This window comes from Leifsonia sp. PARNA 1/14 (assembly GCF_055720965.1).
Genome location: NZ_JBVQSP010000002.1, coordinates 665847 through 692047 on the forward strand (window position 1 = coordinate 665847; position 26201 = coordinate 692047).

Annotated in this window: 24 protein-coding genes; 13 read left to right on the forward strand and 11 right to left on the reverse strand. The window is 70.4% G+C overall.

Features of this window, described 5'->3' with window-relative positions:
• Positions 1-17: 17 nt before the first annotated feature.
• Positions 18-1571, reverse strand: a complete 1554-nt coding sequence (locus AC0HS0_RS08315) for a molybdopterin-dependent oxidoreductase (RefSeq protein ID WP_472963066.1) — start codon at positions 1569-1571, stop codon at positions 18-20.
• A 155-nt stretch (positions 1572-1726) separates the two neighbouring features.
• Between AC0HS0_RS08315 and AC0HS0_RS08320 the strand changes: the two genes are divergently transcribed.
• Positions 1727-2383: a fasciclin domain-containing protein gene (locus AC0HS0_RS08320; protein WP_472963068.1), complete on the forward strand. Its 657-nt coding sequence runs from the start codon at positions 1727-1729 to the stop codon at positions 2381-2383.
• A 76-nt stretch (positions 2384-2459) separates the two neighbouring features.
• On the opposite strand, the gene AC0HS0_RS08325 is transcribed toward AC0HS0_RS08320, so the two are convergent.
• Complete coding sequence (locus AC0HS0_RS08325; RefSeq protein WP_472963070.1) at positions 2460-5171, reverse strand: CBM35 domain-containing protein; 2712 nt, start codon at positions 5169-5171, stop codon at positions 2460-2462.
• 238 nt (positions 5172-5409) lie between these two features.
• Here AC0HS0_RS08325 and AC0HS0_RS08330 point away from each other — a divergent pair, with 238 nt between their 5' ends.
• The 5 genes from AC0HS0_RS08330 to AC0HS0_RS08350 all read left to right on the forward strand — a co-directional run bounded on the left by AC0HS0_RS08330 (position 5410) and on the right by AC0HS0_RS08350 (position 11853).
• Complete coding sequence (locus AC0HS0_RS08330; protein ID WP_472963072.1) at positions 5410-7566, forward strand: glycoside hydrolase family 36 protein; 2157 nt, start codon at positions 5410-5412, stop codon at positions 7564-7566.
• Positions 7567-7598: 32 nt separating this feature from the next.
• A complete protein-coding gene (locus tag AC0HS0_RS08335) occupies positions 7599-8921 on the forward strand; it encodes an ABC transporter substrate-binding protein (RefSeq protein WP_472963074.1) in 1323 nt (440 codons plus the stop codon).
• 85 nt (positions 8922-9006) lie between these two features.
• Positions 9007-9948 (forward strand): carbohydrate ABC transporter permease, encoded by a 942-nt coding sequence (locus tag AC0HS0_RS08340; RefSeq protein ID WP_472963076.1) that lies wholly within the window; start codon positions 9007-9009, stop codon positions 9946-9948.
• Complete coding sequence (locus AC0HS0_RS08345; protein ID WP_472963078.1) at positions 9945-10802, forward strand: carbohydrate ABC transporter permease; 858 nt, start codon at positions 9945-9947, stop codon at positions 10800-10802. Before AC0HS0_RS08340 ends, AC0HS0_RS08345 begins: the two co-directional genes overlap by 4 nt.
• Before the next feature lie 43 nt (positions 10803-10845).
• Positions 10846-11853: a LacI family DNA-binding transcriptional regulator gene (locus AC0HS0_RS08350; RefSeq protein ID WP_472963080.1), complete on the forward strand. Its 1008-nt coding sequence runs from the start codon at positions 10846-10848 to the stop codon at positions 11851-11853.
• A 26-nt stretch (positions 11854-11879) separates the two neighbouring features.
• Here AC0HS0_RS08350 and AC0HS0_RS08355 read toward each other — a convergent pair whose 3' ends face one another.
• Together AC0HS0_RS08355 and AC0HS0_RS08360 are read right to left on the reverse strand one after the other, a co-directional pair.
• Positions 11880-12101 carry a hypothetical protein gene (locus AC0HS0_RS08355; RefSeq protein WP_472963082.1) on the reverse strand — a complete coding sequence of 74 codons (222 nt, stop codon included), beginning with the start codon at positions 12099-12101 and terminating at the stop codon, positions 11880-11882.
• Entirely contained in the window at positions 12098-13039 is a 942-nt protein-coding gene (locus AC0HS0_RS08360; protein WP_472963549.1) for a helix-turn-helix transcriptional regulator, read from the reverse strand. Before AC0HS0_RS08360 ends, AC0HS0_RS08355 begins: the two co-directional genes overlap by 4 nt.
• 116 nt (positions 13040-13155) lie before the next feature.
• Here AC0HS0_RS08360 and AC0HS0_RS08365 point away from each other — a divergent pair, with 116 nt between their 5' ends.
• From AC0HS0_RS08365 to AC0HS0_RS08385, 5 genes are all read left to right on the forward strand, one after another.
• The gene (locus AC0HS0_RS08365) at positions 13156-14043 is read left to right on the forward strand and encodes an aldo/keto reductase (RefSeq protein ID WP_472963084.1); all 888 of its coding nucleotides are present in this window, start codon (positions 13156-13158) and stop codon (positions 14041-14043) included.
• 92 nt (positions 14044-14135) lie between these two features.
• On the forward strand, positions 14136-14540 hold the full coding sequence (locus AC0HS0_RS08370; protein WP_472963086.1) for a hypothetical protein: 405 nt from the start codon (positions 14136-14138) through the stop codon (positions 14538-14540).
• A gap of 162 nt (positions 14541-14702) precedes the next feature.
• Positions 14703-15923 carry an epoxide hydrolase family protein gene (locus tag AC0HS0_RS08375; protein ID WP_472963089.1) on the forward strand — a complete coding sequence of 407 codons (1221 nt, stop codon included), beginning with the start codon at positions 14703-14705 and terminating at the stop codon, positions 15921-15923.
• Positions 15920-16873: an alpha/beta fold hydrolase gene (locus AC0HS0_RS08380; RefSeq protein WP_472963092.1), complete on the forward strand. Its 954-nt coding sequence runs from the start codon at positions 15920-15922 to the stop codon at positions 16871-16873. The genes AC0HS0_RS08375 and AC0HS0_RS08380 overlap by 4 nt, the downstream gene beginning before the upstream one ends.
• Positions 16863-17894: a thioredoxin gene (locus AC0HS0_RS08385; protein ID WP_472963094.1), complete on the forward strand. Its 1032-nt coding sequence runs from the start codon at positions 16863-16865 to the stop codon at positions 17892-17894. Before AC0HS0_RS08380 ends, AC0HS0_RS08385 begins: the two co-directional genes overlap by 11 nt.
• Positions 17895-17906: 12 nt before the next feature.
• Here AC0HS0_RS08385 and AC0HS0_RS08390 read toward each other — a convergent pair whose 3' ends face one another.
• The 4 genes from AC0HS0_RS08390 to AC0HS0_RS08405 all read right to left on the reverse strand — a co-directional run bounded on the left by AC0HS0_RS08390 (position 17907) and on the right by AC0HS0_RS08405 (position 21501).
• Positions 17907-18806 (reverse strand): helix-turn-helix transcriptional regulator, encoded by a 900-nt coding sequence (locus AC0HS0_RS08390; protein ID WP_472963097.1) that lies wholly within the window; start codon positions 18804-18806, stop codon positions 17907-17909.
• The gene (locus AC0HS0_RS08395; protein WP_472963099.1) at positions 18803-19441 is read right to left on the reverse strand and encodes an MEDS domain-containing protein; all 639 of its coding nucleotides are present in this window, start codon (positions 19439-19441) and stop codon (positions 18803-18805) included. The genes AC0HS0_RS08390 and AC0HS0_RS08395 overlap by 4 nt, the downstream gene beginning before the upstream one ends.
• Before the next feature lie 342 nt (positions 19442-19783).
• Positions 19784-20860, reverse strand: coding sequence for a LacI family DNA-binding transcriptional regulator (locus AC0HS0_RS08400; RefSeq protein WP_472963100.1), 1077 nt, complete (start codon positions 20858-20860; stop codon positions 19784-19786).
• Positions 20861-20952: 92 nt separating this feature from the next.
• Complete coding sequence (locus tag AC0HS0_RS08405; protein WP_472963102.1) at positions 20953-21501, reverse strand: CGNR zinc finger domain-containing protein; 549 nt, start codon at positions 21499-21501, stop codon at positions 20953-20955.
• Positions 21502-21587: 86 nt separating this feature from the next.
• On the opposite strand from AC0HS0_RS08405, the gene AC0HS0_RS08410 reads away from it, so the two are divergent.
• Positions 21588-22577 (forward strand): EamA family transporter, encoded by a 990-nt coding sequence (locus AC0HS0_RS08410; RefSeq protein ID WP_472963105.1) that lies wholly within the window; start codon positions 21588-21590, stop codon positions 22575-22577.
• Positions 22578-22593: 16 nt separating this feature from the next.
• On the opposite strand, the gene AC0HS0_RS08415 is transcribed toward AC0HS0_RS08410, so the two are convergent.
• From AC0HS0_RS08415 to AC0HS0_RS08425, 3 genes are all read right to left on the reverse strand, one after another.
• Complete coding sequence (locus AC0HS0_RS08415) at positions 22594-23835, reverse strand: MFS transporter (RefSeq protein WP_472963107.1); 1242 nt, start codon at positions 23833-23835, stop codon at positions 22594-22596.
• Entirely contained in the window at positions 23832-24569 is a 738-nt protein-coding gene (locus AC0HS0_RS08420; protein ID WP_472963109.1) for a FadR/GntR family transcriptional regulator, read from the reverse strand. The genes AC0HS0_RS08415 and AC0HS0_RS08420 overlap by 4 nt, the downstream gene beginning before the upstream one ends.
• Positions 24570-24700: 131 nt before the next feature.
• Positions 24701-25531: an aldo/keto reductase gene (locus AC0HS0_RS08425; RefSeq protein ID WP_472963112.1), complete on the reverse strand. Its 831-nt coding sequence runs from the start codon at positions 25529-25531 to the stop codon at positions 24701-24703.
• 145 nt (positions 25532-25676) lie between these two features.
• On the opposite strand from AC0HS0_RS08425, the gene AC0HS0_RS08430 reads away from it, so the two are divergent.
• Positions 25677-26201 (forward strand): beta-class carbonic anhydrase, encoded by a 525-nt coding sequence (locus AC0HS0_RS08430; protein ID WP_472963114.1) that lies wholly within the window; start codon positions 25677-25679, stop codon positions 26199-26201.

The window sequence follows — 26201 nt, forward strand, 5'->3', positions numbered from 1 at the left end:
CGGTCATTCTGACCCGATCACCCCACCCGCACCAGCGTGGACTGCCAGCCCGTCGACCCGTTCGGCGCTATCGGGGTGCGCTTCTGCTCCTGGAGGCGGCCCGCGCGGTCGGTCGCGCGGACGGCGAGGGTGTGGCTGCCGGTCGTGGCGTCCCAGTCGAGCGACCACTGCACCCAGGTGTCTGCGTTGATCGGTGCGGCCAGCGCGGCCTCCTGCCACTGGCCTCCGTCGATCTGCACCTCCACCTTGCCGATGCCGACGGTCTGCGCCCAGGCCACGCCGGCGATCTTCGTCGGCCCCGCAGCGAGCGGTTTGTCGATGCGCGGGGTGTCGATGCGGCTGGAGAGCTTGATCGGGGCCTTCGGGCTGTAGCCACGCGGCGTCCAGTACGCCTGGTCGGCGGCGAAGGTGGTGACCTTCAGCTCGGTCAGCCACTTGGTCGCCGCGACGTAACCGTAGAGGCCCGGCACCACCATCCGCACCGGGAAGCCGTGCTCGAGCGGCAACGGCTCGCCGTTCATCCCGACCGCCAGGATGGCGTCGCGGCCCGGGTCGGTCAGCGCCGAGAGCGGGGTGCTCGCGGTGAAGCCGTCGATGCTGCGCGACAGCACCATGTCGGCTCCGTGGCGAGGGCGCACGCGGGCCAGCACCTCCCGCACCGGGACGCCCAGCCAGCGGGCGTTGCCGACCAGGTCGCCTCCGACCTGGTTCGAGACGCAGGTGAGGGTGATCGCGTACTCGTGGAGGCCCAGAGCGAGCAGGTCGCGGAAGCTCAGCTCGACGCGCTGCTCGACGAGGCCGTCGATGGTGAGCTTCCAGGTGGACGGATCGATCGCGGGGACGCTCAGCGCGGTGTCGACGCGGTAGAAGTCCGAATTGGGCGTGAAGAGCGGCGAGAGCCCGGGCACGCGGAGGTCGGCGCCGGCCGGGACGGGGACACGTGACGCCGGCGCCGGAAGGCGCAGCGCCGCACGGATCCCGGCGATCGAGGAGGTCGCGGCCGAGCCGATCCGGGATCCGGCGCCCGCGAGCACGGCGACGGCGGCGCCCGCGCCGGTCAGCAGCAGGAAGCGGCGGCGGTCGACGCCGGCCGTCGGGCGAGCGTGCTCGCGGGCCTCCCGCCAGCGCTGCAGCGCGCCCACGAGCAGGTGCACGCTCGCTGCGCCCGCGAGTGCTCCTATCGCCGGAGGCAGGAATGCCAGCGGGCTCGCATCAGCGCGCGTCACAGTCGCCGCGATCGCTGCGAGACCCGCCAGCGCGAACACGGCGACACCCGCCCAGCGCCGCCACAGCTCGAGGACGCCCGCGACGGCCGCCGCCACGAGGGCTGCGACCGCCACCGTGGCGATCAGGAAGAGCTTGTCGTTCGACCCGAAGAGCTCGATGGCGAGCTCCTTCGCCCAGCGCGGAACGATGTCGACGACGAACGACCCGACCGCGATCACCGGGCTGGCGTCGCGTGCGACCACCAGTGCGACGACCTCGGCGACGGCGACGAAGAGGGCGCCCGCGACAGCTCCCGCGAGCGCGGCCCAGGCCGCCGTGCCGAAACGCCTTCTGCTGATGCTCACGACTGCTTTTCGGTGCGTGCGGGCCGCTGGATTGGCTCCGATCGTCCGGAACCGTTCCAATCCGATCGGCCGCCCGGCCCGAACCCCTGTTGTCGGCCGCCGAAAGCGGATACCCGATCGGCACCATTCGAAGCACCGTCTCGAAGGAGAAGAACATGCGATCCACCACACGCCTCGCCGCTGCAGGCATCCTCGCGGCCGCAGCGCTCGCGCTCACTGCCTGCTCGTCGGGCGCCGGCTCGTCGACGACCGACACCAGTTCGTCCATGACGTCACCGTCTCCGTCGGCCTCATCGTCGATGGACCCCGCCGCCGACCTGGTCGGCCCCGGCTGCGCCGCCTACGCCAAGCAGGTGCCCTCCGGTTCGGGCTCGGTGGCGGGAATGGCACAGGACCCGGTCGCGACCGCGGCGAGCAACAATCCCCTGCTGACGAATCTCGTCGCGGCCGTGTCCGGCAAGCTCAACCCCAAGGTGAATCTGGTCGACACGCTCAACAGCGGCCAGTTCACGGTGTTCGCGCCCGTGGACGACGCGTTCAAGAAGATCGACCCGGCGACGCTCGACTCGCTCAAGACCGATGCCGGCGCGGCGACGCTGACCAGCATCCTGACCTATCACGTCGTCCCCGGCCAGATCGCGCCGAAGGACATCGACGGCATGCACAAGACCGTGCAGGGCGGGTCCGTCACCGTGACCGGTTCGGGCGACAGCATGAAGGTGAACGACGCGAACGTGATCTGCGGCGGCGTCCACACGGCCAACGCGACCGTGTACCTCATCGACTCGGTCCTGATGCCTCCGGCGAAGTGACCTGAACCGCCGAGGGGCACGTCGTTGTCGCTTTCCGCAGGGAAAAGTGACAACAACGTGCCCCTCGGCGTGGGTATCAGTGCGTCTGGCCGAGGCCCGTCTGCGACTTCGTGGTGGTGGGCGTGCCGGACACGAAGCGCGCGAGCGTGATCGTGTCGATGTTCGGCCCGTACGCGGTGGCGTTGCCCAGGGTGAGTGTTCCCTCGCTCGTGGTGAGTGTCAGGGGCACCGTCTTGTCCCAGAAGCTGTTCCACGAGTAGTTGTGCCGGAACGCCGCCCGCACGCTGCCGCCGCCGGCCTCGGTGATGTCGAGGAAGCGGCTGATCACCTGCGGGTTGTAGTTGATCGCGGCGGACTTGTCGGCGTTGGCCGCCGAAATCACCAACTCATACTCCCCGGCGTCGAAGCCGGCCGGCCGCGGGATGCTGAGCGTGTTGGCCGCTCCGTTGCCGATGTAGCCGACATCGCGCACCACGCCGTTGGCGTCGGCCGAGCCGTTGGAGTTCGCCGGGTCGGTCTGCACCGCCGCCGCACCGGAGCGGGGGAGGGCCTCCGCCTCGCTGTGGAACACCGCGGCCGGGTCCGCGTCCGCCGCCTTCTGGGCCGCGCCGCGCAGCGTCGAGACGCCGCCGACCAACGCCGAGCCGGAGGTCGCCCGCACCGCGAGCTCGTTCACGCCCTGCGGCAGGTACACCCGTGCAGTCGAGTCGAACGTGCCGGGACCGGTGGTCGGGGGCAGCGAGACCGTGCGGCCGTTCACCGACAGGGCGAGCGTCGCACCGCCTCCACTGGTCGCCGAGTGCACGGTGACGTCGTAGTAGCCGGTCTGCGCGGTGGTCGCGTAGAACGTCGCGCTCGCGTCGCCCGACACCGTCGCGTAGCCGCGCGCCGCGGGCTGCTGCCACGACAGGGACGCCCCGCCGGCGAGCTGCGCGTCCACGGCCGGGTACGCCGCCTGTTCGCCGCCGGTCACGTCGTACAGGTCGAACCGGTCGAGGGTGATGTCGGCGCCGGGGAGCACCGTGGTGCCGTTCGTGCTTGCCCGCAGCGACAGCGCGTGGGCGCCCGCGGTCAGGTGCACGGTGACGTCGGTGGTGCCGCGGTAGGTCCAGCCGAGGTCGGCCGAGTACTTGACCAGCTGGTCGTAGGCGCCGTCGACGAACAGGGCGTGCCGGCCCGGGGACTGGTTGGCGCCGGCGAGCACCGACAGGCGGTAGTCGCCGGTGGTCGGCACGGAGACGTTCCAGGTCGCGGACGATCCGGCCTTGTTGAACGAGCCGACGTCTTTACCCCCTGAGGCCATGAAAGACCACTCGCGCGACGGGTCCTGGGTGTAGACGGTCGCGTTCGCGATGGTCGCGTTCTCGGCCTCGGTGCTGTTCACGAGTGCGGCCGAGACTGGCTGCGGATCGGTCTGCTTCGGGGTGATCTGCAGCTGATAGGCCGCGTAGCGGTCGCTGTTCGGCACGGTGAGCCGGATCTCGCCGTTCTGGATCTTCGCGGTGGTGGAGAGGATCGCGGGCGGCTGCAGCGATGCACCCTCGGCGCCGTTCAGCCGATCGGCGCGCACCTGCACCTGCACCGTCTTGCCGAAGGTGGACACGTCGAGGCCCTTCACATCGAGAGCGATGTCGGCGGAACCGCCGCCGAAGAGCACGGTCGCCTTGCGATTCGCGGTGTCGATCGCGGCGAGACCCTGGAGGGTGTCGGGCGTGTTCAGATGCGGCGGCGTCACTGTCGCGGTCTGCGAGCCGGCCAGTGCGCCGTACCAGTCGAACATCCACCAGCCGCCGTTGGCGCCGTTGTTGCGCGAGGAGTTGTCGGAGAGGTTGCCCGCGTAGTTCCAGAACGCAGTCTGGGCGTCGACCTTCTCGCTCTCGAACATCGAGATCCACTGCACGAGCTGGCCGGGGACGCTCATGTCGCGCAGCATGCCGTACTCGGTGATGTTCACCGGGATCGTGGAGATGCCGAGCTGTTTCAGCAGCGCCTCGTATGCGTCGAGGTGACCGCGGAACGTGGCGAGGTTGTTCGTTCCGAGCTCGTGCCAGATGAAGACGTCCGGCAGCTCGGAGTGCTGTTTCGCATAGGTGAGGAAGTCGGTGCTGCGGTCGGCGTGCCAGACGGAGTCGCCGGGGCCGCCGATACGCGCGTGGCCGAGGCCGTGCTCGGCGTAGACGCTCTGGATGGTGTCGTAGGCCGCCGTCCAGTCTGCGAGGAACTGGTCCTTCTGCGTCGACCAATTCGGATACCAGTTGCCGCCGTCGGGCTCGTTGAAGGGGATGAACACGTACTTCGACGGGTCCTGGGACTTCGCGGCGACGTCCTCCACGGCCTGCTTGAGGATGGGGAGGTAGTCCCAGACACCATCGCCGTTCGCGTCGCCGGGGCGCTTGCTGCCGTTGTACGGCCAGTCGGGGTACATGTCCTGCACGTAGACGTAGAGGTCCTGACCGCCGCCGGCGAAGAAGGACTTCTCGACCTGGAGGGCGTCGCCGCTCGGGTGCTGCGCGCCCTGCGGCGGCTTCTGCGACGTGTTGGTGATGTGTGCTCCGTCGAGCACGGCCTGGCTGGGGACTCCGTCGTCGCCGAGGCCGTAGAGAGTTCCCGTCGCCCCGCCGCGGAACGCACCGGTGGTCTGCGAGAAGTCGACGGCGAGCGGGTCGGCCGGCGCCGCCGAGGCGGGTGCGGCCACGAGGCAGCCGACCGTGAGGGCGAGGCCGGCGGACGCGGCGATCGCGGGCAGAAGTGCGCGGCGGCGAGAGCGCCGGGCATGTCGTGCGGTCAAAGCGGTACTCCTTCGTACGGGATGGATGGGCGGCTCGGGTCCTATCGGCAAACCTGAAACCGCTATCATGATAGCGATATCGTCTACCCCCGCAAGAGGGCGTTCGTTCCAATATTCACAAGGCTGATAGCGCTATCAGAGAGAGACTTGCATTCTGCTCTGATACCGCTATCATGATTCGAGCGCCACCGCCCAGATCGGAGGCCGCAGCACTGCATCCGCGAAGAAGAGGAACCCGATGACCGACCGCCTGAGCTGGGGCAACGGCACCCTGACCGTCGAACTCGAATGGTCGGCCGATTCCGCCCCGCGCATCGCAGCGGTCGCCGCGGAGGGTGTGCGGCTCGCGATGCCCGCCGGCCTTCCGCTGGTCGACGTGCTCACCGTCTGCCACGGGCACTCGCTCGCCAACGACCGGCTCGTCCACACCGTGATCGGTCATGAGTCCCGCTACGTCGGGCACGACGAGCGCATCACCGAATCGGGTCGAGAGCTGTCGATCCACCTGTGGCACGCCGGCACCGGCCTCGAGATCGAGCTTCTCCTGCAGGTCCCCGACGGCCTGGCCGTGCTCCGGGCCTCCGTCACTGTGGTCAACCGCGGCGACGACGAGCTGGTCCTGCGCTCCATCCCGTCCCTCGCTCTCTACCTGGGGGGCGATGCCTCCAGCAGCATCCGCGACTGGGATGTGCACCACGCTCTCAGCGACTGGCTGGGGGAGGGCCGCTGGATCACCGAGCCGCTCAACGGCGTCCGGTTCCCACGCCTCGAGCAGCACCTCACCAATCACAACCCGCGCGGCGAGTTCAGCGTCATCTCGACCGGCACCTGGTCGACCGGTAAGCACCTCCCCGTCGCCGCTGTCGGCTCCGGTCGGCTCGGCGCCGCGTGGGCGTGGCAGGTCGAGCACAACGGCGCCTGGCGCTGGGAGATCGGCGAGGACACCGCCAGCGGCTACGTCGCGCTCTCCGGACCGACCGACACCGACCACCAGTGGACGCAGACCCTCCACCCGGGCAGCTCCTTCCAGACCGTGCCCGTCGCGCTCGCCCTCGCTACCGACTTCACGTCGGCGATCGCCCAGCTCACCGCGTACCGCCGGGGCGGCCGCCGGGCGCACCCTGACAACGCGGCGATGCCCGTCGTCTTCAACGACTATATGAACACCCTCAACGGCGACCCGACCACGGAGAAGCTGCTGCCGCTCATCGACGCTGCAGCCGCGGTGGGCGCGGAGATCTTCTGCATCGACGCCGGCTGGTACGACGACAGCGGCGACTGGTGGGACACCGTCGGCGAGTGGAGGCCCAGCACCACACGCTTCCCGGGCGGGCTCGGCGAGGTCATCGACCGCATCCGTGCCGCCGGCATGGTGCCGGGCCTGTGGCTGGAGCCCGAGGTCATCGGTGTCAACAGCCGGATGGCCGACCGGCTGCCCGACGCCGCGTTCCTGCAGCGCGGCGGCAAACGTGTCGTCGAGCACCACCGCTACCACCTCGACCTGCGCCACCCGGCGGCCCGCGCCCACCTCGACGAGGTCGTCGACCGCCTCGTGCGCGACTTCGGCGTCGGCTTCTTCAAGCTGGACTACAACATCAACCCCGGGCCGGGTACCGACCTCGACGCCGACAGCGTCGGCGCCGGGCTCCTCGCCCACAACCGCGCCCACCTCGACTGGCTCGAGGGCGTCCTCGACCGCCACCCCGACCTCGTGCTCGAGAACTGCGGCTCCGGCGGAATGCGCGCCGACTACGCGATGCTGTCACGCCTCCAGATGCAGTCGACCTCCGACCAGCAGGACTTCCTCAAGTACCCGCCCATCGCCGCCGCCGCGCCGGCCTCCATCCTCCCGGAGCAAGCCGCCAGCTGGGCGTATCCGCAGCCTGAGATGACCGAGGAGGAGGTGGCCTTCTGCCTCGCCACCGGCCTGCTCGGCCGCTATTACGTCTCGGGGCATGTCGGCCGGATGGACGAGCGGAGGCTGGCGCTGGTCGCCGACGCCGTCGCCGTCGCCAAGGGCCTGCGCGGCGACCTCGCGGCCTCCACGCCGTTCTGGCCGCTGGGCGTTCCCACCTGGGAGGCGCCGTGGACCGCGCTCGGCCTGGCCGTCGACGGGGGCGCCCTCCTCACGGTGTGGAACCGCGACCCCGCCGCGGGCGACGTCGAACTCGACCTGCGCCGGTTCGCCGGCGCCGACCTCACGGTCACCACGATCTTTCCGCGTTCGCTACCCGAGTGGGGCACCCACTGGGACGCGCAAACCGGACGGCTGCGCGTCGCCGGCCCTGCCGATGAAGCAGGCGCGCGCGTCTTCCGCCTCCAGGCCGCCGGCCCCTCGCACGGAGGGCGGCCCGCGACCGCAGCACATTCCGCAACTCGAACCCCGTGGCGTTAACCTCGCTACGACAAATCAAGGAGAGCAGTTCAATGAAGATCGCTTGGAAGGGAGCCGCGACCGTCGCGGCCATCGCCGCCGCAGCGGCACTGGTCCTCACCGGATGCAGCGACCCCGGCTCGGGAGGCTCCGACAGCGGCGCCGCCTCGTGGCCCGCGCAGGACACGAAGCTCGACGGCGTCACCCTCACCATCTGGGCCGCCCAGAACTCCAACAAGACCGCCGACAGCGTCATCTCGGGATTCGAGAAGGCGACCGGGGCGAAGGTCAAGGTCGTCACCATCCCCGACCCCTACGAGCAAGGCATCCAGACCAAGGTCGCCACCGGCGACAAGCCCGATCTCGCGTTCTGGCAGCCGACCGCGTCCGAGCTCACCGCTCTGAACGCCAAGCAGAACCTGCAGTCGCTCGAGGGTGCGCCCTGGGTCAAGAACTACACGGGCAACCTCGCCGACATGACCGGCATCCTCGACGGCACCCGCTATGCGGCCCTCGTCACCACGCCCGCCGTCATCGGCGTCTATTACAACAAGGACGTCCTCTCGGCCAACGGCATCACCTCCACCCCGAAGAACTGGGACGAGTTCATCGCCGACGCGCAGGCGCTGAAGGCGAAGGGCGTCGACCCGTTCTACGAGATGGGCGGCGACAAGTGGGCCACGCAGTGGTGGGTGCAGGCGCAGCTCGCCGACGCCGCCAAGGACGGCCTGTGGGACAAGGTGAACTCGAACACCGAGAAGTTCACCGACCCGACCATCCAGGGCGCGATCGACAGCTACCAGAAGCTGATCCAGCAGGGTCTGTTCAACTCCGACATCAAGACGGCGACGTTCGTCGATCAGGGCAAGGCGCTGCTCGACGGCAAGGCGGCCATGGCCATGCAGGTCAACTCGTTCTTCGGCGAGCTGCAGGCGACCTCCAACACCGCCGAGCTGAACAAGAAGATCGGCTTCTTCCCGATCTCGCCCAAGGGCAACGTCGGCACGTTCATCCCCGACCAGTCCAACGCTCTGGTCGCCTTCAAGACCGGTGACAGCAAGCGGGAGGCCGCGGCCCGCCAGTTCCTCAGCTACTGGCTCGGCGACGGCTACAAGGACTTCGTGAAGGCGCAGTCGACCGTGTCGCTCATCAAGGGAGTCGACACCCCCAGCGACGTCCCGACGGCATTGCAGGACGTCGCCAAGTCGCTCGACGGCTCGGTCGGCTCGATGCAGGCGCTCGCCGTGGCGAACCCCGACCTGTACCTCAACCTGGCCGACATGATCCAGGGCACCAAGACGCCGGTGCAGGTGGCGCAGACCACCCAGGACCAGTTCGCCCAGCTCGCGAAGGCGCAGGGCGTGAAGGGCTTCTAGCCCGCACCCCCGCTCAGGAGGCCGGGGCGGCGACACCCGTCCCGGCCTCCCGGCACAGCAACTCATGAAAGGCGACGCAACCCCGATGACCGCTCAGCTCACCCGCCCGGCCCCGGCCGCGGCGGCCCCGCGAAACGCGGAGGCGCCCCGGCGCGACCGCAGGAGGCGGCAGGACCACCCGGCGTGGTTCCTGGTGCCCGCCCTGATCGTGCTCGTGGTGTTCTTCTTCGTGCCGACGATCTTCAACTTCGTCTACGCCTTCACGAACTGGTCGAGCTTCCACAGCAGCATCTCGTTCGTCGGCTTCGACAACTTCGCGTCGCTGTTCGGCAACGGCAGCCTCCTGAACGACCTGCGGATCACGCTGATCTACGCCGTCCTTGTCGCGGTCTTCCAGAACCTGTTCGGGCTCGTGCTCGCGCTCGTGCTCGAGCGCGACACCCGCATCAACCGCTTCGCCCGCGTCGCCTTCTTCGTGCCGGTCGTGATGTCGGCGCTCGCCGTGGGCTACATCTTCCAGGCGCTGCTGAAGCCGGAGGGCGGCCTCAACCAGATCCTCTCGTTCTTCACCGGGCAGCACGTGACGATCGCGTGGCTCGGCAGCACCACCTGGACGATCGTCGTCGTCGCCCTCATCCACGCCTGGAAGTGGATGGGCCTCTCCATGCTCATCTACCTCGCGGGGCTCAAGACGATCAACGAGGACATCCTCGAGGCCGCGCGGCTCGACGGCGCGAGCTGGTGGACGACGTTCCGCACCATCCGCTTCCCGCTGCTCGCCCCGGCGGTCACTTTCAACGTGGCCACGGCGCTGCTCGGCTCGATGAACGGCTTCGACATCGTGCAGGCGACCACCGCGGGAGGCCCGGGCGGTACGACCGAGCTACTCAACATCTTCATCTTCCGCACCTTCGGGCAGGGGCTGTTCGCGCAGGCGACCACCATGAGCCTCAGCCTGTTCCTGATGGTGACGATCCTCGCCTTCCCTGTCATCTACTTCCTGCGCAGAAGGGAGAACGTGCTGTGAGTGCCCTCAACTCGTCGCGTCGCATCCGGCGCCGGCTCACACCGATGCGCCTCATCCAGCCCATCGTCGCCATCCTGCTCGTCGTGCTGCTGCTCGGCGTGCCGTTCTGGCTCGTGGTCGTCACCGCGGGCAAGGACCAGGCGGAGGCCCTCAACCCGAGCCTCGCCCTGCCGACCACCTGGCACCTGCTCCAGAACTTCGCCACCGTGCTCGACCAGGGCCGGATGGTGATCGCCTTCTTCGGCAGCCTCCTGATCATGGTGCCCTCGGTATTCGGCGTCCTGCTCCTCGGCGCAATGGCCTCCTGGATCCTCGGCCGGCGCCGCAGCAAGCCGATCGCGTTCGTCTACGCGCTCGGGATCAGCGGTATCGTGCTCCCACCCGCCGTGGTCACGATCGTGCTGCTGCTGCGCCAGATCGGTCTCGCCGGCACCCCGCTCGGCATGATCGGCGTCTACATGGGCATGTATCTGTCGACGGTGATCTTCTTCGTCACCGGTTTCGTGCGGACCATCCCGGTCGAGCTCGAGGAGGCCGCTCGCGTCGACGGAGCCGGGCCTGTGAAGATCTTCTTCCGGGTGATCCTGCCGCTGCTCGGCCCGACACTCGCGACGGCGACCATCCTGATCTGCCTCTACATCTGGAACGACGTCTTCTACGCGCTGTTCGTGGTGGGAGGCCGGCTCGACACCCTTCCGCTCAACCTGTATCAGGTCGCGAGCTCCGGGCTGTACCTGCAGAACTGGCACCTGATCTTCGCCTACATCATCCTGATGAGCCTTCCGCTGCTCATCACGTTCACGGTGATGCAGCGCAAGATCATCTCGGGCATCACCAGCGGCGCGGTCAAGTGACCGCGCCGTGGCTCCGGGGAGGCCCGTCGCTATGCTGAGGACGATGAACGCCCCGAAACCGCCTGTGATCAGCGATGTCGCGCGCCGGGCCGGGGTGTCCGTGCCGACCGTGTCGCGCGTCTTGAACGGTGCGGCGTACGTGTCGGAGGAGAAGCGCGCCAAGGTCATGCAGGCCATCGAGGAGCTGGACTTCCGCCCGTCGGCGGCGGCCCGCGCGCTCGTCGCCCGGCAGCCGAAGCTCATCGCCGTGATCGCGGGCAACACCTCCCGCTACGGCTACGCGGAGACGATCCGCGGTGTCGAAGAGAGTGCGCGCGGCGCCGGCTACACCGTGACTATCACCGTTGTGGAGTCCGCGGACGATGAGACGGTCGCCCGCGCGGTGTCCCTCGTGCTGGATCAGCCGATCGCCGGCGTCGTCGTCCTGAAATTCGACCCTCCCGGTGTGGCCGCGCTGCACCGCATCCCTAAGTCCATCCCGACGGTGTCGATCTCGGGAGTGCGCGAGACCGGGGTTCCGCAGGCAGTGCTGGCCGAGGCGGACGCCGCCGAAGAGGTCGTCGGTTACCTGCTCGGGCTCGGGCACGAGAGCGTGCAGCATGTGCGGGTGCCGCCGTCGCGCAAGGAGGACGGCCGGACGACCGGCTGGCGACGCGCGCTCGTCGCCGCGGGTGCGCCGGTTCCCCTTCCGGTGGACGCCTCGTGGGAGCCGGAGTCGGGTCGCGAGATCGGGCGCGCGCTCGCCGCCGACCCATCCGTGACGGCGGTGTTCTGCGGCAACGACGAGATCGCGATGGGCGTCATCCGCGGGCTGACCGAGGGCGGCAAGTCGGTGCCCGCCGACGTGAGCGTCGTCGGATTCGACGACCACCCGCTCGCCCGGATGTGGACACCGCCGCTCACGACCGTCGACCAAGACTTCGCGGGTCTCGGCTCGCGTGCGTACGAGCTGCTGGAGACGGTCATCAGCGGGGGCAAGGTGCGCAAGTTCTCCTCGGAGCGCCCGACGGTCGTCATCCGCGAGAGCACCGCGCCGCCGCCGGCGCGCTGAGCGCCACGCTGCCCTGGCCCTCGCCGTCAGCCGTGCTCGGTGCGCTGGGAGGCGCCGGCGTCCAGGTCGAGTGCGGGGCGGGCACGGAACAGCCGCCAGAGCGGCGGGGCCGGGGCGAAGCCCGGGGCGGCGCGGAGGGCGGCCTCCACGCGCAGCAGGGTGTCGTCGTCCTCGGGCAGCGCCGCGATCGTGCGGCGCACCTCGCGGGCGAAGCGGCGCTGTTCGGGCGTGCGGCGGTGCGGCGTCATGGGAGGGTTCCCTCCTCCGCGGGCGCGATCGCGTCAGTGTCGGTGTCAGCGTCAGCGTCAGTGTCAGCGTCGGTCGCAGCCTCCGCCTCGGCCTTCTGCGTCGCCGCCCAGCTGGCGAGCAGCGTGAGGGCGTCCTCCGACGGCGTGCCGGGGTCGGCCGTGTAGACGTTGATGCGGAGGCCCGGCTCACCGGGCAACTCGAGCGCCTCGAACGCGAGGTCGAGGTCGCCGACGATCGGGTGGTGCACGCGCTTGCGCCCGGTGCGGTGGTACTTCACGTCGTGGCGGGCCCAGCGCACCCGGAACTCCTCGCTGCGGGTGCTGAGCTCGCCGACCAGGTCGGTGAGGTCTTTGTCGTACGGGTTTCGGCCGGCAGCCGAGCGGAGGATCGCGACGATGTCGTCGGCGGCCTGCTCCCAGTTGGCGTAGAACTGCCGCGCCTTGGGGTTGAGGAACGTGAAGCGCGAATTGTTCGGCGGCTTCACCGTCTCGGCCATCAGGTCGAGGTAGAGCGCCCGGCCCAGGTCGTTGGCGGCGAGCACGTCGCCCCGGTCGTTGCGCACCCAGGCGGGCGCGCCGGTGATGGCGTCGATGACGCGCTGGAGGCTGGGCCGCACGGTCTGCGGGCTGCGCCGCCTGCGGGCCCGCGGCGCGACGTCGGCGGCCCGCGCCAGGTCGTAGAGGTGCGCGATCTCGGCGTCGTTCAGCTGCAGCGCGCGGGCGACGGCCTCCAGGACGCTGTCGGAGGCGCCGGAGAGGTTGCCGCGCTCGAGACGCGTGTAGTAGTCGACGCTCACGCCGGCGAGCATCGCGACCTCCTCGCGGCGCAGGCCGGCCACGCGGCGGTTGCCGCCGTACGCGGGCAGCCCGGCCTGGTCGGGGGTGATCCGGGAGCGGCGGGAGGTCAGGAACTCCCGCACGTCGTCGCTGTTCGACATGCCAGGGTGACTCGGGCCCGGATCGCTCATGCTTCGACGCTACGCTGCACGCGCCGGGCGTGGGAGGCACTGGCACGGCCTCCCTGGCGCCACCGCCGCGATCTACCGTGAGACGCATGACCATCGACATCACCCTCAACAACGGCGTCACCATGCCCGCGCTCGGGCTGGGCGTCTTCCAGAGCCCGCCGGAGGAGACGACCGCCGCCGTGCAGGCCGCGCTCGCGACCGGCTACCGGCACATCGACACCGCGGCGGCGTACGGCAACGAGCGCGAGGTCGGCGAGGGCATCCGCCGCTCCGGCCTCGACCGGTCGGACGTCTTCGTCGAGACCAAGGTGTGGGTCTCGGATTACGGCTACGACGAGACCCTGCACGCGTGGGAGAAGGCCACCGGCAAGCTCGGGATCGAGCAGCTCGACCTCCTGATCCTCCACCAGCCCGCGACCGACCGCTTCGAGCAGACGATCGCCGCTTACGAGGCACTGGAGGCCCTCCTGGCCGACGGCCGGGTGCGGGCGATCGGCGTCAGCAACTTCATGCCTCACCACCTCGACCGGCTGCTCGCCGAGACGAGCGTCGTGCCCGCGGTGAACCAGGTCGAGCTGCACCCGTACTTCTCGCAACCCGCAGTGCAGGAGGCCGACGCGGCGAACGGGATCGTCACCCAGGCGTGGTCGCCGATCGGCGGGATCACGTTCTACCCCGGCTGGGGCGAGCAGCGTCGCAACGTCATGGAGGACCCGGTGCTCGCCGAGCTCGCGGCCGCGCACGGCAAGTCGCCGGCCCAGATCATGCTGCGCTGGCACCTCCAGCAGGGCCGCTCCGCCATCCCGAAGTCGGTGAACCCCGGTCGCATCGCCGAGAACTTCGACGTCTTCGACTTCGAGCTCAGCGACGCCGATCTGGCCCGCATCGACGCCCTCGACGCGGGCGTGCGCAACGGACCCGACCCCGACGTGCCCCGCCCCGAGCGGTTCGCGATGGTGATCCCGGAGGCCTGAGGGGTCTCGAAGGGCACGTAAACGCCCCTAAAACTGGCGTTTAGGGGCGTTTACGTGCCCTTCGGCGGATGAGGCCTCTACACTCGGGTCTCGTGTTCAGGAAGCACCGCGATTCCGGCGACGAGCAGGCGGCGATCGACCGCTACGAGTTCGTGCTCGCGACCGGCCAGCCCGATCAGCTCTACCGCGTACACATGGAGGCGTTCGCCGCGCTCACCGACGACCAGCGCGCCGACCTGAGCGCGCGGCTCTCCGCCGAGATCGGCGAGCAGGCCGACCGCCCTGTGGACGACCAGCCGCAGACACTCGCCCGCGTGGCGACCGACCTGAACGCGTCCCGGCCCGGCGACCTCACCCGGATCCTCGGGCCGCTGCTGCCGGTCGTCGCCGCGCACGTCATGGCGTCCCCGGTGGCGATCGCGCTCTTCCCGTATGGCTACGCGGCGGGCACCAGCCAGTGGGCCACCGACGCCGAGGAGGACGGCGAGTTCTTCTGAGCCCGCGCTGCCGGAGCACGAATTGGGGGGTTCTCCGCACCTCGCCGTCGTGCGCGCCCCAGGTTGAGGGGTGTCCCGTATAGCCGCTCGGTCGCCGTCAGGAGCAACGTTGCTCGCGGCGGCGCACCCCCGTGCGCCGGAGGACCCAGAAGGAGACCAGACATGTCCATCGCCGCACCGCACCCGGGCACCGACCAGAGCGACGACCCCACCGCCATCCGGCCGTTCCGTGTAGACGTTCCCCAGGCCGACATCGACGACCTGAAGCGTCGGCTCCGTGAAACGCGGCTGCCCGAGCGCGAGACCGTCGACGACACGTCGCAGGGCGTGCGCCTGCAGGTCGTGAACGACCTCCTCGAGTACTGGCGCGACCACCACGACTGGCGCGGCGTGGAGGCCCGGCTCAACAGCCTCCCCCAGTTCGTCACCGAGATCGACGGTCTCGACATCCACTTCATCCACGTGAAGTCGCGGCATGAGGGCGCCCTGCCGATGATCGTCACGCACGGCTGGCCCGGCTCGGTCATCGAGCAGTTGAAGATCGTCGGTCCGCTGACGGACCCGACGATGTACGGCGCGAGCGCCGAGGACGCGTTCGACCTCGTCATCCCGTCGCTGCCCGGCCACGGGTTCTCGGCCAAGCCGGACAAGCCGGGCTGGGACCCGATCCGCATCGCCCGCGCCTGGGCCGAGCTGATGCGGCGCCTCGGCTACGACCGTTATGTCGCACAGGGCGGCGACTGGGGCAACGCCGTCACCGAGCAGCTCGCGCTGCTGAAGCCCGACGGCCTGATCGGCATCCACACCAACATGCCGGCGGCGGTTCCCGACGAGATCCAGGCCGCGCTCGACGCCCACGAGGAGCCGCCGGCCGACCTGGATGCCGAAGAGCGGTACGCCTGGGATCAGCTGGCGTTCTTCGACGCGCACGGCCTGGCCTACGCGCAGGAGATGGGAGGGCGCCCGCAGACGCTGTACGCCCTCGCCGACTCGCCGGTCGGACTGGCCGCGTGGATGCTCGACCACGACGCCCGCAGCTACGACATGATCGCCCGCGTCTTCGCCGGCGGCACCGAAGGGCTGACCCGCGACGACGTGCTCGACAACGCGACGCTCTACTGGCTCACCAACACGGGCGTCTCATCCGCGCGCCTCTACTGGGAGAGCAAGCTGGCGTTCTTCGCGCCGAAGGGTGTCGAGGTGCCGACCGGGTTGAGCGTCTTCCCCGACGAGATCTACGCCGCACCGCGCAGCTGGGCGACGCGGGCGTACCCGCAGCTCATCCACTTCAACCGGCTGGAGAAGGGTGGCCATTTCGCGGCCTGGGAGCAGCCCGAGCTGTTCTCGGAGGAAGTCCGGGCGACGTTCCGGTCGCTGCGATGAGCGACGCGGCGGGAGGCCTCGCGCACGTGGCGGCGGGCGAGCTCGACGTCGAGTACGCCGATGTCGGGCCCCGCGACGGGCCGGCCGTGCTGCTGCTGCACGGCTGGCCGTACGACCTCCACAGCTTCGACGAGGCCGCAGCGATGCTCGCCGCCGACGGCTACCGTGTGCTCGCGCCGAACCTGCGCGGGTACGGCGGCACCCGGTTCCGCTCGAGCGACGCCGCGCGGAACGGGGAGCAGGCGGTCCTCGCGACGGACGCGGTGGAGTTCCTCGATGCGCTCGGAATCGCCGATGTCGTGGTCGGCGGCTTCGACTGGGGAGCCCGCACCGCGAACGTCCTCGCCGCCCTCTGGCCGGAGCGCTGCCGAGGCCTGGTGGCGGTGAGCGGCTACCTGATCGGCAGCCAGGAGGCGAACGTCCAGCCGTTGCCTCCCGCCGCCGAGCTCTCGTGGTGGTACCAGTTCTACTTCGCCACCGAGCGAGGGAGGCTGGGCTACGACCGCAACCGCGACGAGTTCGCGCGGCTGATCTGGCACACCGCCTCCCCGCAGTGGGACTTCGACGAGGCGACGTTCCAGCGGACCGCCGCATCGTTCGCCAACCCCGACCACGTCGACATCGTCATCCACAACTACCGGTGGCGGCTCGGCCTGGCCGACGGGGAGCCCGCGTACGCCGAACTCGAGCAGCGGCTCGCCTCCCGCCCGACCATCGCGGTGCCGACCATCACGATGGAGGGCGACGCCAACGGCGCACCGCACCCCGTGGCGGAGTCGTACCGCGACCGGTTCACCGGGCCGTACGAGCACCGCGAGATCGCCGGAGGGATCGGGCACGATCTCCCCCAGGAGGCGCCGCGCGCGTTCGCCGACGCGATCGCCGACGTGGACGCGATGGGCCGCCAGGCCGGCGAGCCGGCAGGGGAGGCGGTGCGCCATGGCCGATGAGGAACCCCGTCGCCCGCTGAGGTCGATCCTGCACCACCGGTCGGAGGAGCGCCTCCCCGACGAGGGCGCGCTCGCCCCGTTCACCCGAGCCACCGCCTGGCTCAACTCGCCGCCGCTGACACCGGACGGGCTGCGCGGCCGGGTCGTGCTGGTCGACTTCTGGACGTTCACCTGTGTCAACTGGCTGCGCACCGCACCGTACCTGCGGGCATGGCACGCGAAGTACGCGGGCGCGGGGCTGACCATCGTCGGCGTCCACACGCCCGAGTTCGGTTTCGAGCACGACCTCCCGACGGTGACCGACCGTGTCCGCGAGCTCGGCATCGAGTACCCCGTCGCCGTCGACAGCGAGTACGGCGTCTGGGGCGACTTCGCCAACCAGTACTGGCCCGCCGTCTACATCGCCGACGCCAGCGGGAGGCTGCGTTACCACCACTTCGGAGAGGGCGAATACGCGATGACCGAGATGGTCGTGCAGCAACTCCTCCACGACGCCGGGGCGACCGGGGTGGACAGCGAACTCGTGTCGCCGGAGCCGCAGGGACTCGAGGTCGCCGCGGATTGGGCGACGCTGCGCTCGCCGGAGACGTACCTGGGCTATTCGCAGAGCAGCGGGTTCGTCTCGGAGATCGACGGCCTGTACGACCAGTCGCACGACTATCCCGGCGGTGGAGGCCTGAGCCTCAACGAGTGGGACCTCGTCGGCCGCTGGACCCAGACCCGGGATGCCGCCCAGCTGGACGAGCCGGGAGGGCGCATCGCGTTCGCCTTCCGTGCGCGCGACGTCAACCTCGTCATGGGTCCGGCGCCCGGCGGTGCAGCAGTGCCGTTCCGGGTCTTCCTCGACGGGAGGCCGCCCGGTGACGATCACGGGACCGACGTCGACGCGGACGGTCGCGGCCTGCTCGACGAGCAGAACACGTACCAACTGATCCGCCAGCACGACCGCGTCGCGACGCGGCTGTTCGAGATCGAGTTCGAGGCGGCGGGAGCGGAGGCGTACTGCTTCACGTTCGGGTGACCGGCCTGCCGATCACACGACCCCGTGCCGCAGTGCGAACGCGGTCGCCTCGCTGCGCCGTGCGACGCCGATTTTGCGGTAGAGCGACGTGATGTGGCGCTCGACCGTGCGGTCGCTCAGCCAGAGGACGCCCGCGATCTCCTTGTTGCTCAGGCCCTGGGCGAGGAGGCCCAGCACCTCGACCTCCCGCCGGGTGAGGGCGGCGGGAGGCAACTCGTCGTGGGTGGTCGCAGCGGGCGACGACTCCTGCGGTTCGGGAGGGGAGAGCGCGGTCGGCGCGGCCTCGCGCCCCGCGTCGTGGAGGCGTCGGGCGAGGGCGGCGAGCTCGGGCGCGACGTCGTCGACCAGCGAGCGGAGCATTCGCTGCTGGCGGTGGAGGGCGTGCTCGGCCGCCCGCCGGGCGTCCGTCTCGCGAGCGAGCCGCCGGGCGGTGTGGATGGCGATGGCGGCCTGGCCGACCGCGACGCGCAGCAACTGCGTCTCCGTCGCGGTGGGGAAGTCGGGCCGCGGCGCGGACACCACCACGGATCCGGATCCCCACGGCAGCGCGAGCGGGAGCGCGGCGGCGCGCGCAGAGCCCGCCCCGCCCACGGGCCGGCCCTCGAGAGCGCTGGCGTCCTTCCCCTGCGCCGCGCGGTCGAGCAGCCCGGTGGGAGGCCGCGGGCCCGACGGCCGCCAGACCTCCAGGATGTCGCCGTCGTCGCCGTCGTCGAACCGGGCGTAGGCGCCGTCGAGCTGGAGCACACCGAACAGCACGCTGAGCAGCCCGGTCGCGATCTCGCGCGGCTCGTGGTCGACCCAGAGGGCCGGGAGGGCGAGGAGCGCGCTGAGGTCGCGCAGCCAGCGGCGCGTGTCGTCGGCGGGCAGGTTTTCGCCGGGGTCGTCGTCGCCCGGCGCCGGATTCTCGCTCATCCGGACCCGACGCCGCTCTCCGCGCGCTCCGCCAGGAACTGCGCCGGTGCCACGAAGAACGGGTTCTCCTGCAGCATCCCGCCGAGGTAGACGAGCGGGTGGGTGCGCAGGATGTCGAGGATGAAGGTCCCGTCGAACTGCGATGTGTCGTACGAGCAGATCACCACGTGCTCGTGCCGCGCGTGGATGAAGTTGGCACGCGCCTCGAACTCGATGAGGTGGTCGGCCGCGTCGTCGCGACCGATCGCCCAACCCATGTCGGCGACCATCCGGATGCGCGGCGACGGCTGCTCGACGAGCATCCGGTCGAGGAGGTCGAGCATCCGCGCCTGGTCGAACCGGCCGCTGCGCAGGTAGGTGTCGGTCCAGGTCCGTACGTCGCAGCGGTGCTCCTCGAGCAGCGCTGCGGCATCGAAGCCGAGATGGCGGAGCCGGTTGACGGGCGCGGCCGCCCGCGCAGGATCGACCAGGTACAGGAGGCGGTCCCCTTGCTCCACGCCCTGGCGGACGAACGCGTCGAGCACGCGCTCGTCGACCTCCTGCCCGTTCACGAACGCGCAGACATGGCGATAGTGGTCGAGCGCACCCCCGGCGAACGTCGCGGGCGCGACCGAAACCCGATCGTCATCCACCATGTGTCTCTCGATCCCGCACTCGGGGCGAGGCTAGCGCAGCGCGTCGCCGGCGCACAACGAGACCGGGTGGTCTCGGGCGCCTACCGTCCCACCACTCGGCGGTGGGGTCTGTGAGTAGTCGGGCTCTGCCTTGGCCCTATCGACGAGTACCTGGGAAGACGTGGACCAGTGATCTATCCGTTTCGCGGCGCGAGCTGATCAGCAACGGCCACATATACGCCCCGGACCGGGGATTCTTGGCCTTCACTGTCCCAGGCATGGCTGACTTTATTCATCGCAGATTCGACGACTAGCGCATCCGAAGGTCGTCTATAGGCGACGCGCTCTCGAGCGCCGCGGTCACTACCCGCGCCCCACCGTGCTCGCGCCCGGCCGCAGCTCGACCGGCAGCATGACGCGCTCGTGCCGGTGGTCTGGGGCGGCTTCGTCGAGGACGAGCCGGATGGCCTCCTCGCCCATGCGGAAGCCGGGGAGGGTGATGGAGGTGAGGCTCACCCAGTCGGTGTGTTCACCGTCGTGCGTGCCGTCGAGTCCCATCACGGCGACGTCCTCCGGGATGCGCAGGTCGCCGCGCTCGCGCAGCACGGTGAGTGCCCCGATGGCGAGGTCGTCGGTGATGGCGACGACGGCGAAGCGCTCACCCCGGCGGTCTCGACCGCCCTCGCCGGCGCCGCCGTCCACGACCTCGGCGAGGAGGCCGGCCATTGCCGTGCGCCCGTGCTCGACGCGCAGCCCCGCCGTGGCCACCTCGGTCAAGTCGAGCCCGAGGCGGGCGGCGGCCTCCTCGATCCCGTGGCGGCGATCGGTGATGGGCTGCGCGGCGTCCGGTGGAGAGAAGTAGTAGACGCGCCGGATGCCGAGTTCGGCGATGTGCTCGCCGGCGATACGGCCGGCCTGCTGGTTGTCCATCAGCACCGAGCACCAGTCGCCGGGCTGGTCGTAGTTGATGACGACGATCGGGCGCACGTGGCCGCGGATGCGGCTGATGCCGTCGGTGGGATCGCTCATGGCGGCGTAGAGGATGCCGCTGGTGCGCTCCTCGGCGAAGAAGTCGAGCAGTTGGTCCTGCTGGTCGGTCACCACGAGCGGTTCGAAGGACTCGAACGCGTAGACCGCATTGGCCATCAGCAGGCTGAGGCCCTTGCGACCGGCGGTGATCTGAGCGCCTCTGGCCATATCGACGAAGAGCCGGTTGATGATGTCGGGCACGATCAGGCCGATGCCGTCGCTCCGGCGGCGTTTGAGGTCGCGGGCGGCGGCGTTGCGGATGTACCCGAGCCGCTCGATCGCCGCGCGGACCTTGTCGCGCGTCGCCGGGGTGACCCGCGAAGGCTGGTTCATCACGTTGGACACCGTCGCCAGCGACACCCCGGCCTCCCGCGCGACCGCCTGCATGGTGGGCAGCTTGTCACCCGTCATAGGCGTCATCATCTCATCCGTGCGCCGCGAGACGGCGGATAGTCCGCCGTCTCGGCGTCACAGCCCCGATTTCGCGCCGTCTCGCGAACACCTCAGCCGTCCTGGCGGCTGCGGAACGCGATCATGTTCATCCGGTTGCCGCACCGCACGCTGCAGAACCGCTTCGAGCCATTGCGGGAGAGGTCGAGCAGGAGGCCGTCGCAGTCGTCGGCCGCGCAGCTGCGCAGGCGGTCTGTCTCGTTCGACCGGATCACGTCGACGAGCGCGAGCGCGATCTCGACGCGGATGCGCTCGGCGAGCGGCGCATCCTGCGCGGTGGCGTGCAGATGCCAGTCGAAACCGTCATGACGCATCAGGTAGGGCGAGGCGTGCGCGTCCGCGAGCATCGCGTTGACTTCGCCGACGGCCTCGTCCCGCGGCAGGGTCCAGGCCCGCCGCAGCCGCTCGCGGGTCTCGTGCACCTGGCGGAGCTCCTCCTCGTCTCCGTCGATACGTCCCGAGTACTGGTTCTCGTGCAGCAGGGCGACCAGCAGGCCGGGTGTGGCGAGCTCGTCCTCCCCGCTCCGGGAGGCGCTGGGCACGGTGTTGCAGAGCTCGACCGCGAACCGGAGAGCCTCCTCCGCGTCAGGGGCAAAATGCAAGTTGACTCCTTACGTCGCCGAGTACTAGCGTCAGGATCATAACGCACGACGACCCTGACATTCCCCGATTCCGACAGGCGGCTCCCATGGCCACGAACCACACCACCCGTGGACTCATCGTCGCGGTGATCGCCGCGGCCTCCTTCGGCCTGTCCGGTGCGTTCATCAAGCCGTTGCTCGAGTCGGGATGGTCGCCCGCCGCGGCGGTCAGCGCGCGGGTCCTGATCGGCGGCATCGTGCTGGCGCCGTTCGCCGCGGTGGCGCTGCGCGGCCGCTGGGACACCCTGTGGCGCGGCCGCTGGCGGCTGCTCGGGATGGCGCTGATCGGCGTCGCGGGCACCCAGGTGCTCTATTTCGCGGCGATCGAGCGCATCCCGGTGAGCACGGCCATCCTCATCGAGTACCTCGCGCCGGTCGTACTCGTGCTGCTGGTCTGGGCGCGCACCCGTCGGGCACCGCGCTGGATGGTGCTCGCCGGCTCGGGCGTCGCGATCGCCGGCCTGCTGCTCGTCGTCGCTCCAGGCGGCGGCCACGGTCTCGACGCGGTCGGGGTGGCGCTCGCGGTCACCGCGATGCTCGGCTGCGCCGGCTACTACGTGATCGCCGCGCGGCCGGCGGACGGCCTCCCGCCCGTCGCGCTCGCCGCGGTCGGCCTGCTGCTGGGCGGCGTCGCGCTGCTCGCGGTCAGCGCGACCGGGCTGCTGCCGTTCGTGGTCAGTTTCCGCGACGTCGAGCTGTTCGGCGGCCCGGCGCCGTGGTGGGTGCCGCTCGCCGTCGTCGGCGTGCTCGCGACTGCGCTCGCCTATGCGGCCGGCATCACCGCGGCCGGTCTGCTCGGCTCGCGACTGAGTTCGTTCGCCGGGCTGCTGGAGGTCGTGGCCGCGACCGTCTACGCGTGGCTGCTGCTGGGGGAGTCGCTCGGCGCCCTCCAGCTCGTCGGCGGTGTGCTCATCCTCGCCGGCATAGCCCTCGTCCGCGCAGAGCCGGACCCCGCGCCCACCCCCGTCGAGCCCGCGAAGGGCACGTCGTTGTCGCTTTCGGCCGCCGAAAGGGACGACAACGTGCCCCTCGGCTGACGAAGGGAGGCCCGCGTCAGCCGACGACGCGGGCGCGGCCGGCGAGGCCGCCCACCACGACCAGCAGCACCTGCAGTGTGATGACGACGACGAGCGCCGGCGTCCACGACCCGGTGGCGTCGTGCAGGGCGCCGACCGCGATCGGGCCGGCGGCCGCGAACAGGTAGCCGACCGTCTGCGCCATCCCGGAGAGCGCCGCCGCCTGCGAGTGGTGGCTCGTGCGCAGCCCGAAGAAGGAGAGGGCGAGCACGATGCTCGCGCCTCCTGCGACGCCGGTCAGGCTCGTCCAGACACCCGACAGCTGAGGGGCGACCAAGATGCCGGTGGCGGACACGACGATGATCGCGGGCGCGATCATGGCCAGGAGGCGCTGGTCGTGGAACCGCGGGATGAGGAACGAGCAGCCGATGCTCCCCACGATGCCGAATCCGTTGAGGAACAGCTGGTGGAGGCCCGCCTCGCCCGCACTGATCCCGGCCGAGGTCTCGATGGACGGCAACCAGGTGATGAAGACGTAGAACCCGACCGACTGCATCCCCATGAACGCGGTGACCTGCCAGCCGAGCGCCGAGCGCCAGGGCGAGCGCCAGCGCGTGCCCTCGAGGTCGTGCGCCGTCACGCTCACGTCGTCCTGGCCGCGCGAGACCACCGTGCGCCTGCGCAGCTGCGGGGCGAGCACGGCCAGCGCGATCACCGCGAGCACGGCCCACATCCCGAGGGGCAGCCTCCAGCCGAGGGCCGACATCCCCGCGACCGGCACGGCGATCCCCGCGGCGACGGCGGCGAAGATCGACTGCACCGCCGAGTACGACCCCGTGATCTGCCCGATGCGGGTCGGGAAATCGCGCTTGACCAGGGCCGGCAGGATGACGTTGAGCACCGCGATCGCCGCGCCGAGCAGCGCGGTGCCGCCCCACAGGCACGCCAGGCCCGGCAGCGAGCGCAGCACGAGGCCGAGGGCGAGCACGATGAGTCCAAGCCCGAGCGCCCACTCCAGCCCCACCCGGCGGGCGAGCCGCGGGGCGAGCGGGGAGATCAGCGCGAACGCCAGCAGAGGGAGGCTCACCAGCACGGAGGCCGCGACCGAGTCGAGGCCGAGGTCGCGCTCGATGTCGGCGAGCAGCGGGCCGACCGTGGTGATGCCGGCCCGGAGGTTGCCGGCCACGAGCAGGAGGCCGATCAGTACGAGGGCCGGGCTCAGGGTGCGGGCGGTGGCGGCGGCGCGGGAGGTGGCGCGAGCGCGGTCGTCGATGGTCATCGGGCGATGTGCTTCCGGTCGGGGAGGGACGGAGTCGGCAGGTGGATGCCCTGCTTCTCGTTGACGAGCTGGACGGTGTGCGCCGCGGCGGCCTCCGCGGCAGCCGGATCTCCTGCCGCGACGGCGTCGAGGATGGCGCCGTGCGCGTCGTCGATCGCACTCGGCGTCGGGCCCGCCGCGTCGGCGTCGTCGGCGTCCTCGGTCGAGCGGGTGGCGAGCAGCGCCTGCTCGTTGCCGCCGACGCCGCGGTACAGCTCGGCGAGCAGGGCGTTGCCGGAGGCCTCCAGCAGCACGCGGTGGAACTCGATGTCCGCGTTCTCGTAGCCCGGCCTCCCGAGCTGCTCGATGCGCTCGGCGGCGGCGCTCCGCAGCCGTTCGAGTTGCTCCGGTGTGCGCCGGATCGCCGCCAGCCGCGCCGCCTCGCGCTCCAGCAGCAGCCGCACCTCGGCGACGTCCGTGGCCTGCTCGTGGTCGAGGCGCCGGGCGAGCGTCGGCGCGACCTCGCTCGTCGCGAGCACGAAGGTGCCGTAGCCCGCGCGTGCGCCGAGGAGACCGACGTGCACGAGCGACCGGAGGGCCTCCCGCACGCTGTTGCGGCTCACGCCGAGCTCGTGCGTGAGCTCGGCCTCCGTAGGGATGAGCGAGCCGACCGGGAACTCGCCGTCGGCGATCCGGCGGCGGAGCTGATCGGCCACCTGCTCCGGGATGGTCACGTTGGGGGAGATCCGGGTCACACTGCACCCTACGCCCGCAAATGACCAAATGTCCAACAAATGCCGGCGACAGGCGATCGAAGGGCGCGCAAACGCCCCTAAAACGCGCTTTTAGGGGCGTTTACGTGCCCTTCGGCGAGAGCGGACGCGCGTCAGCGGTCTTCGGACTCTCCGGCGTCGAGGGCGTCCAGCGCCGCCATGTCCTCCGCGGTCAGCTCGAAGTCGACGTCGGCGTTCTCGACGATGCGGGCCGGCGTCGTCGACTTGGGGAGGGGCAGGATGTCGTGCTGCAGCAGATACCGGATGCCCACCTGGGCGACGCTCTTGCCGTACGTCTCCGCGATGGCGGCGACCTCGCGGTTGCGCATCAGCTTCCCGGTCGCGAGTGGCGAGTAGCCCTCAACCTGGATGTCGTGCTCCTTGCAGAACGCCGTCGTCTCCGGCTGGGTGTGGCCCACGAACCAGCGGATCTGATTGGCGTGCGGAGCGACATCGGTCGCGGCGAGGAGGTCCTCCAGGTCGTCGACGACGAAGTTGCTCACGCCGATCGAGCGCGTCTTGTCGGCGTCGTAGAGCTCCTCGAAGACTTTCCAGACCTCGATGTTGCCGGCGCGGTGGTCGCTTCCGATCTCGTTCCACGGCCACGGCGCGTGGATCAGGTAGAGATCGATCGGGCCGAGGTCGAGGAGAGCGGACGAGCGCTCGAACGCGTGCCGGGCGCCGGCGGCGTCCTTCACCTCGGCCGGGCACTTCGTGGTGATGAAGAGCTCGTCGCGCGGGACGCCGCTGTCGCGCACCGCGCGGCCGACGCTCTCCTCGTTGCCGTAGGCCCGGGCGGTGTCGATGTGCCGGTAGCCGGCATCGAGTGCGGTGCGGACCGAGTCGTACGTCTCCCGGCCGTCGCGGATCTGCCACGTCCCGAATCCGATGGCGGGGATCCTCACGCCGTTCGAGAGAGTGAAGGTGTCGGTCAGTGCCGGCATGGGCTGGCTCCTTTCGTCGGGGGCGGCGCTCATGGTAGCCCTCTCTGGCGGGCACGGCGATGGTGGGTGGATCCCCTCAATCCCCCGTTCCAGGTTGGCGGCAACCCGCGATTCGGCGCGAGCCCCCGCGGCCTAGCGTCTGGGCATGAGCATCATCGATGACGCACTGACCGCGAACTCCACGCGCGCCGACGGGTACGACCCGGCTCTCGGCGCCCTCCCGCACCCGAAGATCGCCGTGGTGACCTGCGCCGATCCCCGCCTCACCGCCGTCGTGCGGCTGATGGGGCTGCCCGACGCCGACGTCGACCTGATCCGCAACGTCGGAACGGTCGTCGACGACGACGTCGTGCGCTCGCTCATCATCTCCACCCGGGTGCTCGGCACCCGCGAGATCATGATCATCAATCACGACGAGTGCGGGCTGACCGCCTTCTCGGGCGCCGAGCTGGCCGCGAAGCTGCGGGACGAGACCGGCGCCGAGCCGGTCGCGCCGGCGACCTTCTACAGCTTCACCGACGTGGAGGCGAACACGCGCGAGCAGATGCTGAAGGCCCGTTCGCACCCCTGGATCGCGGCCGACATCCCGATCCGCGGCTTCGTGTTCGGCGTCCACACGGGCCGGCTGACCGAGGTGGCCCCGATCGCGGCGCCGGCAGGGTCCGCGTGA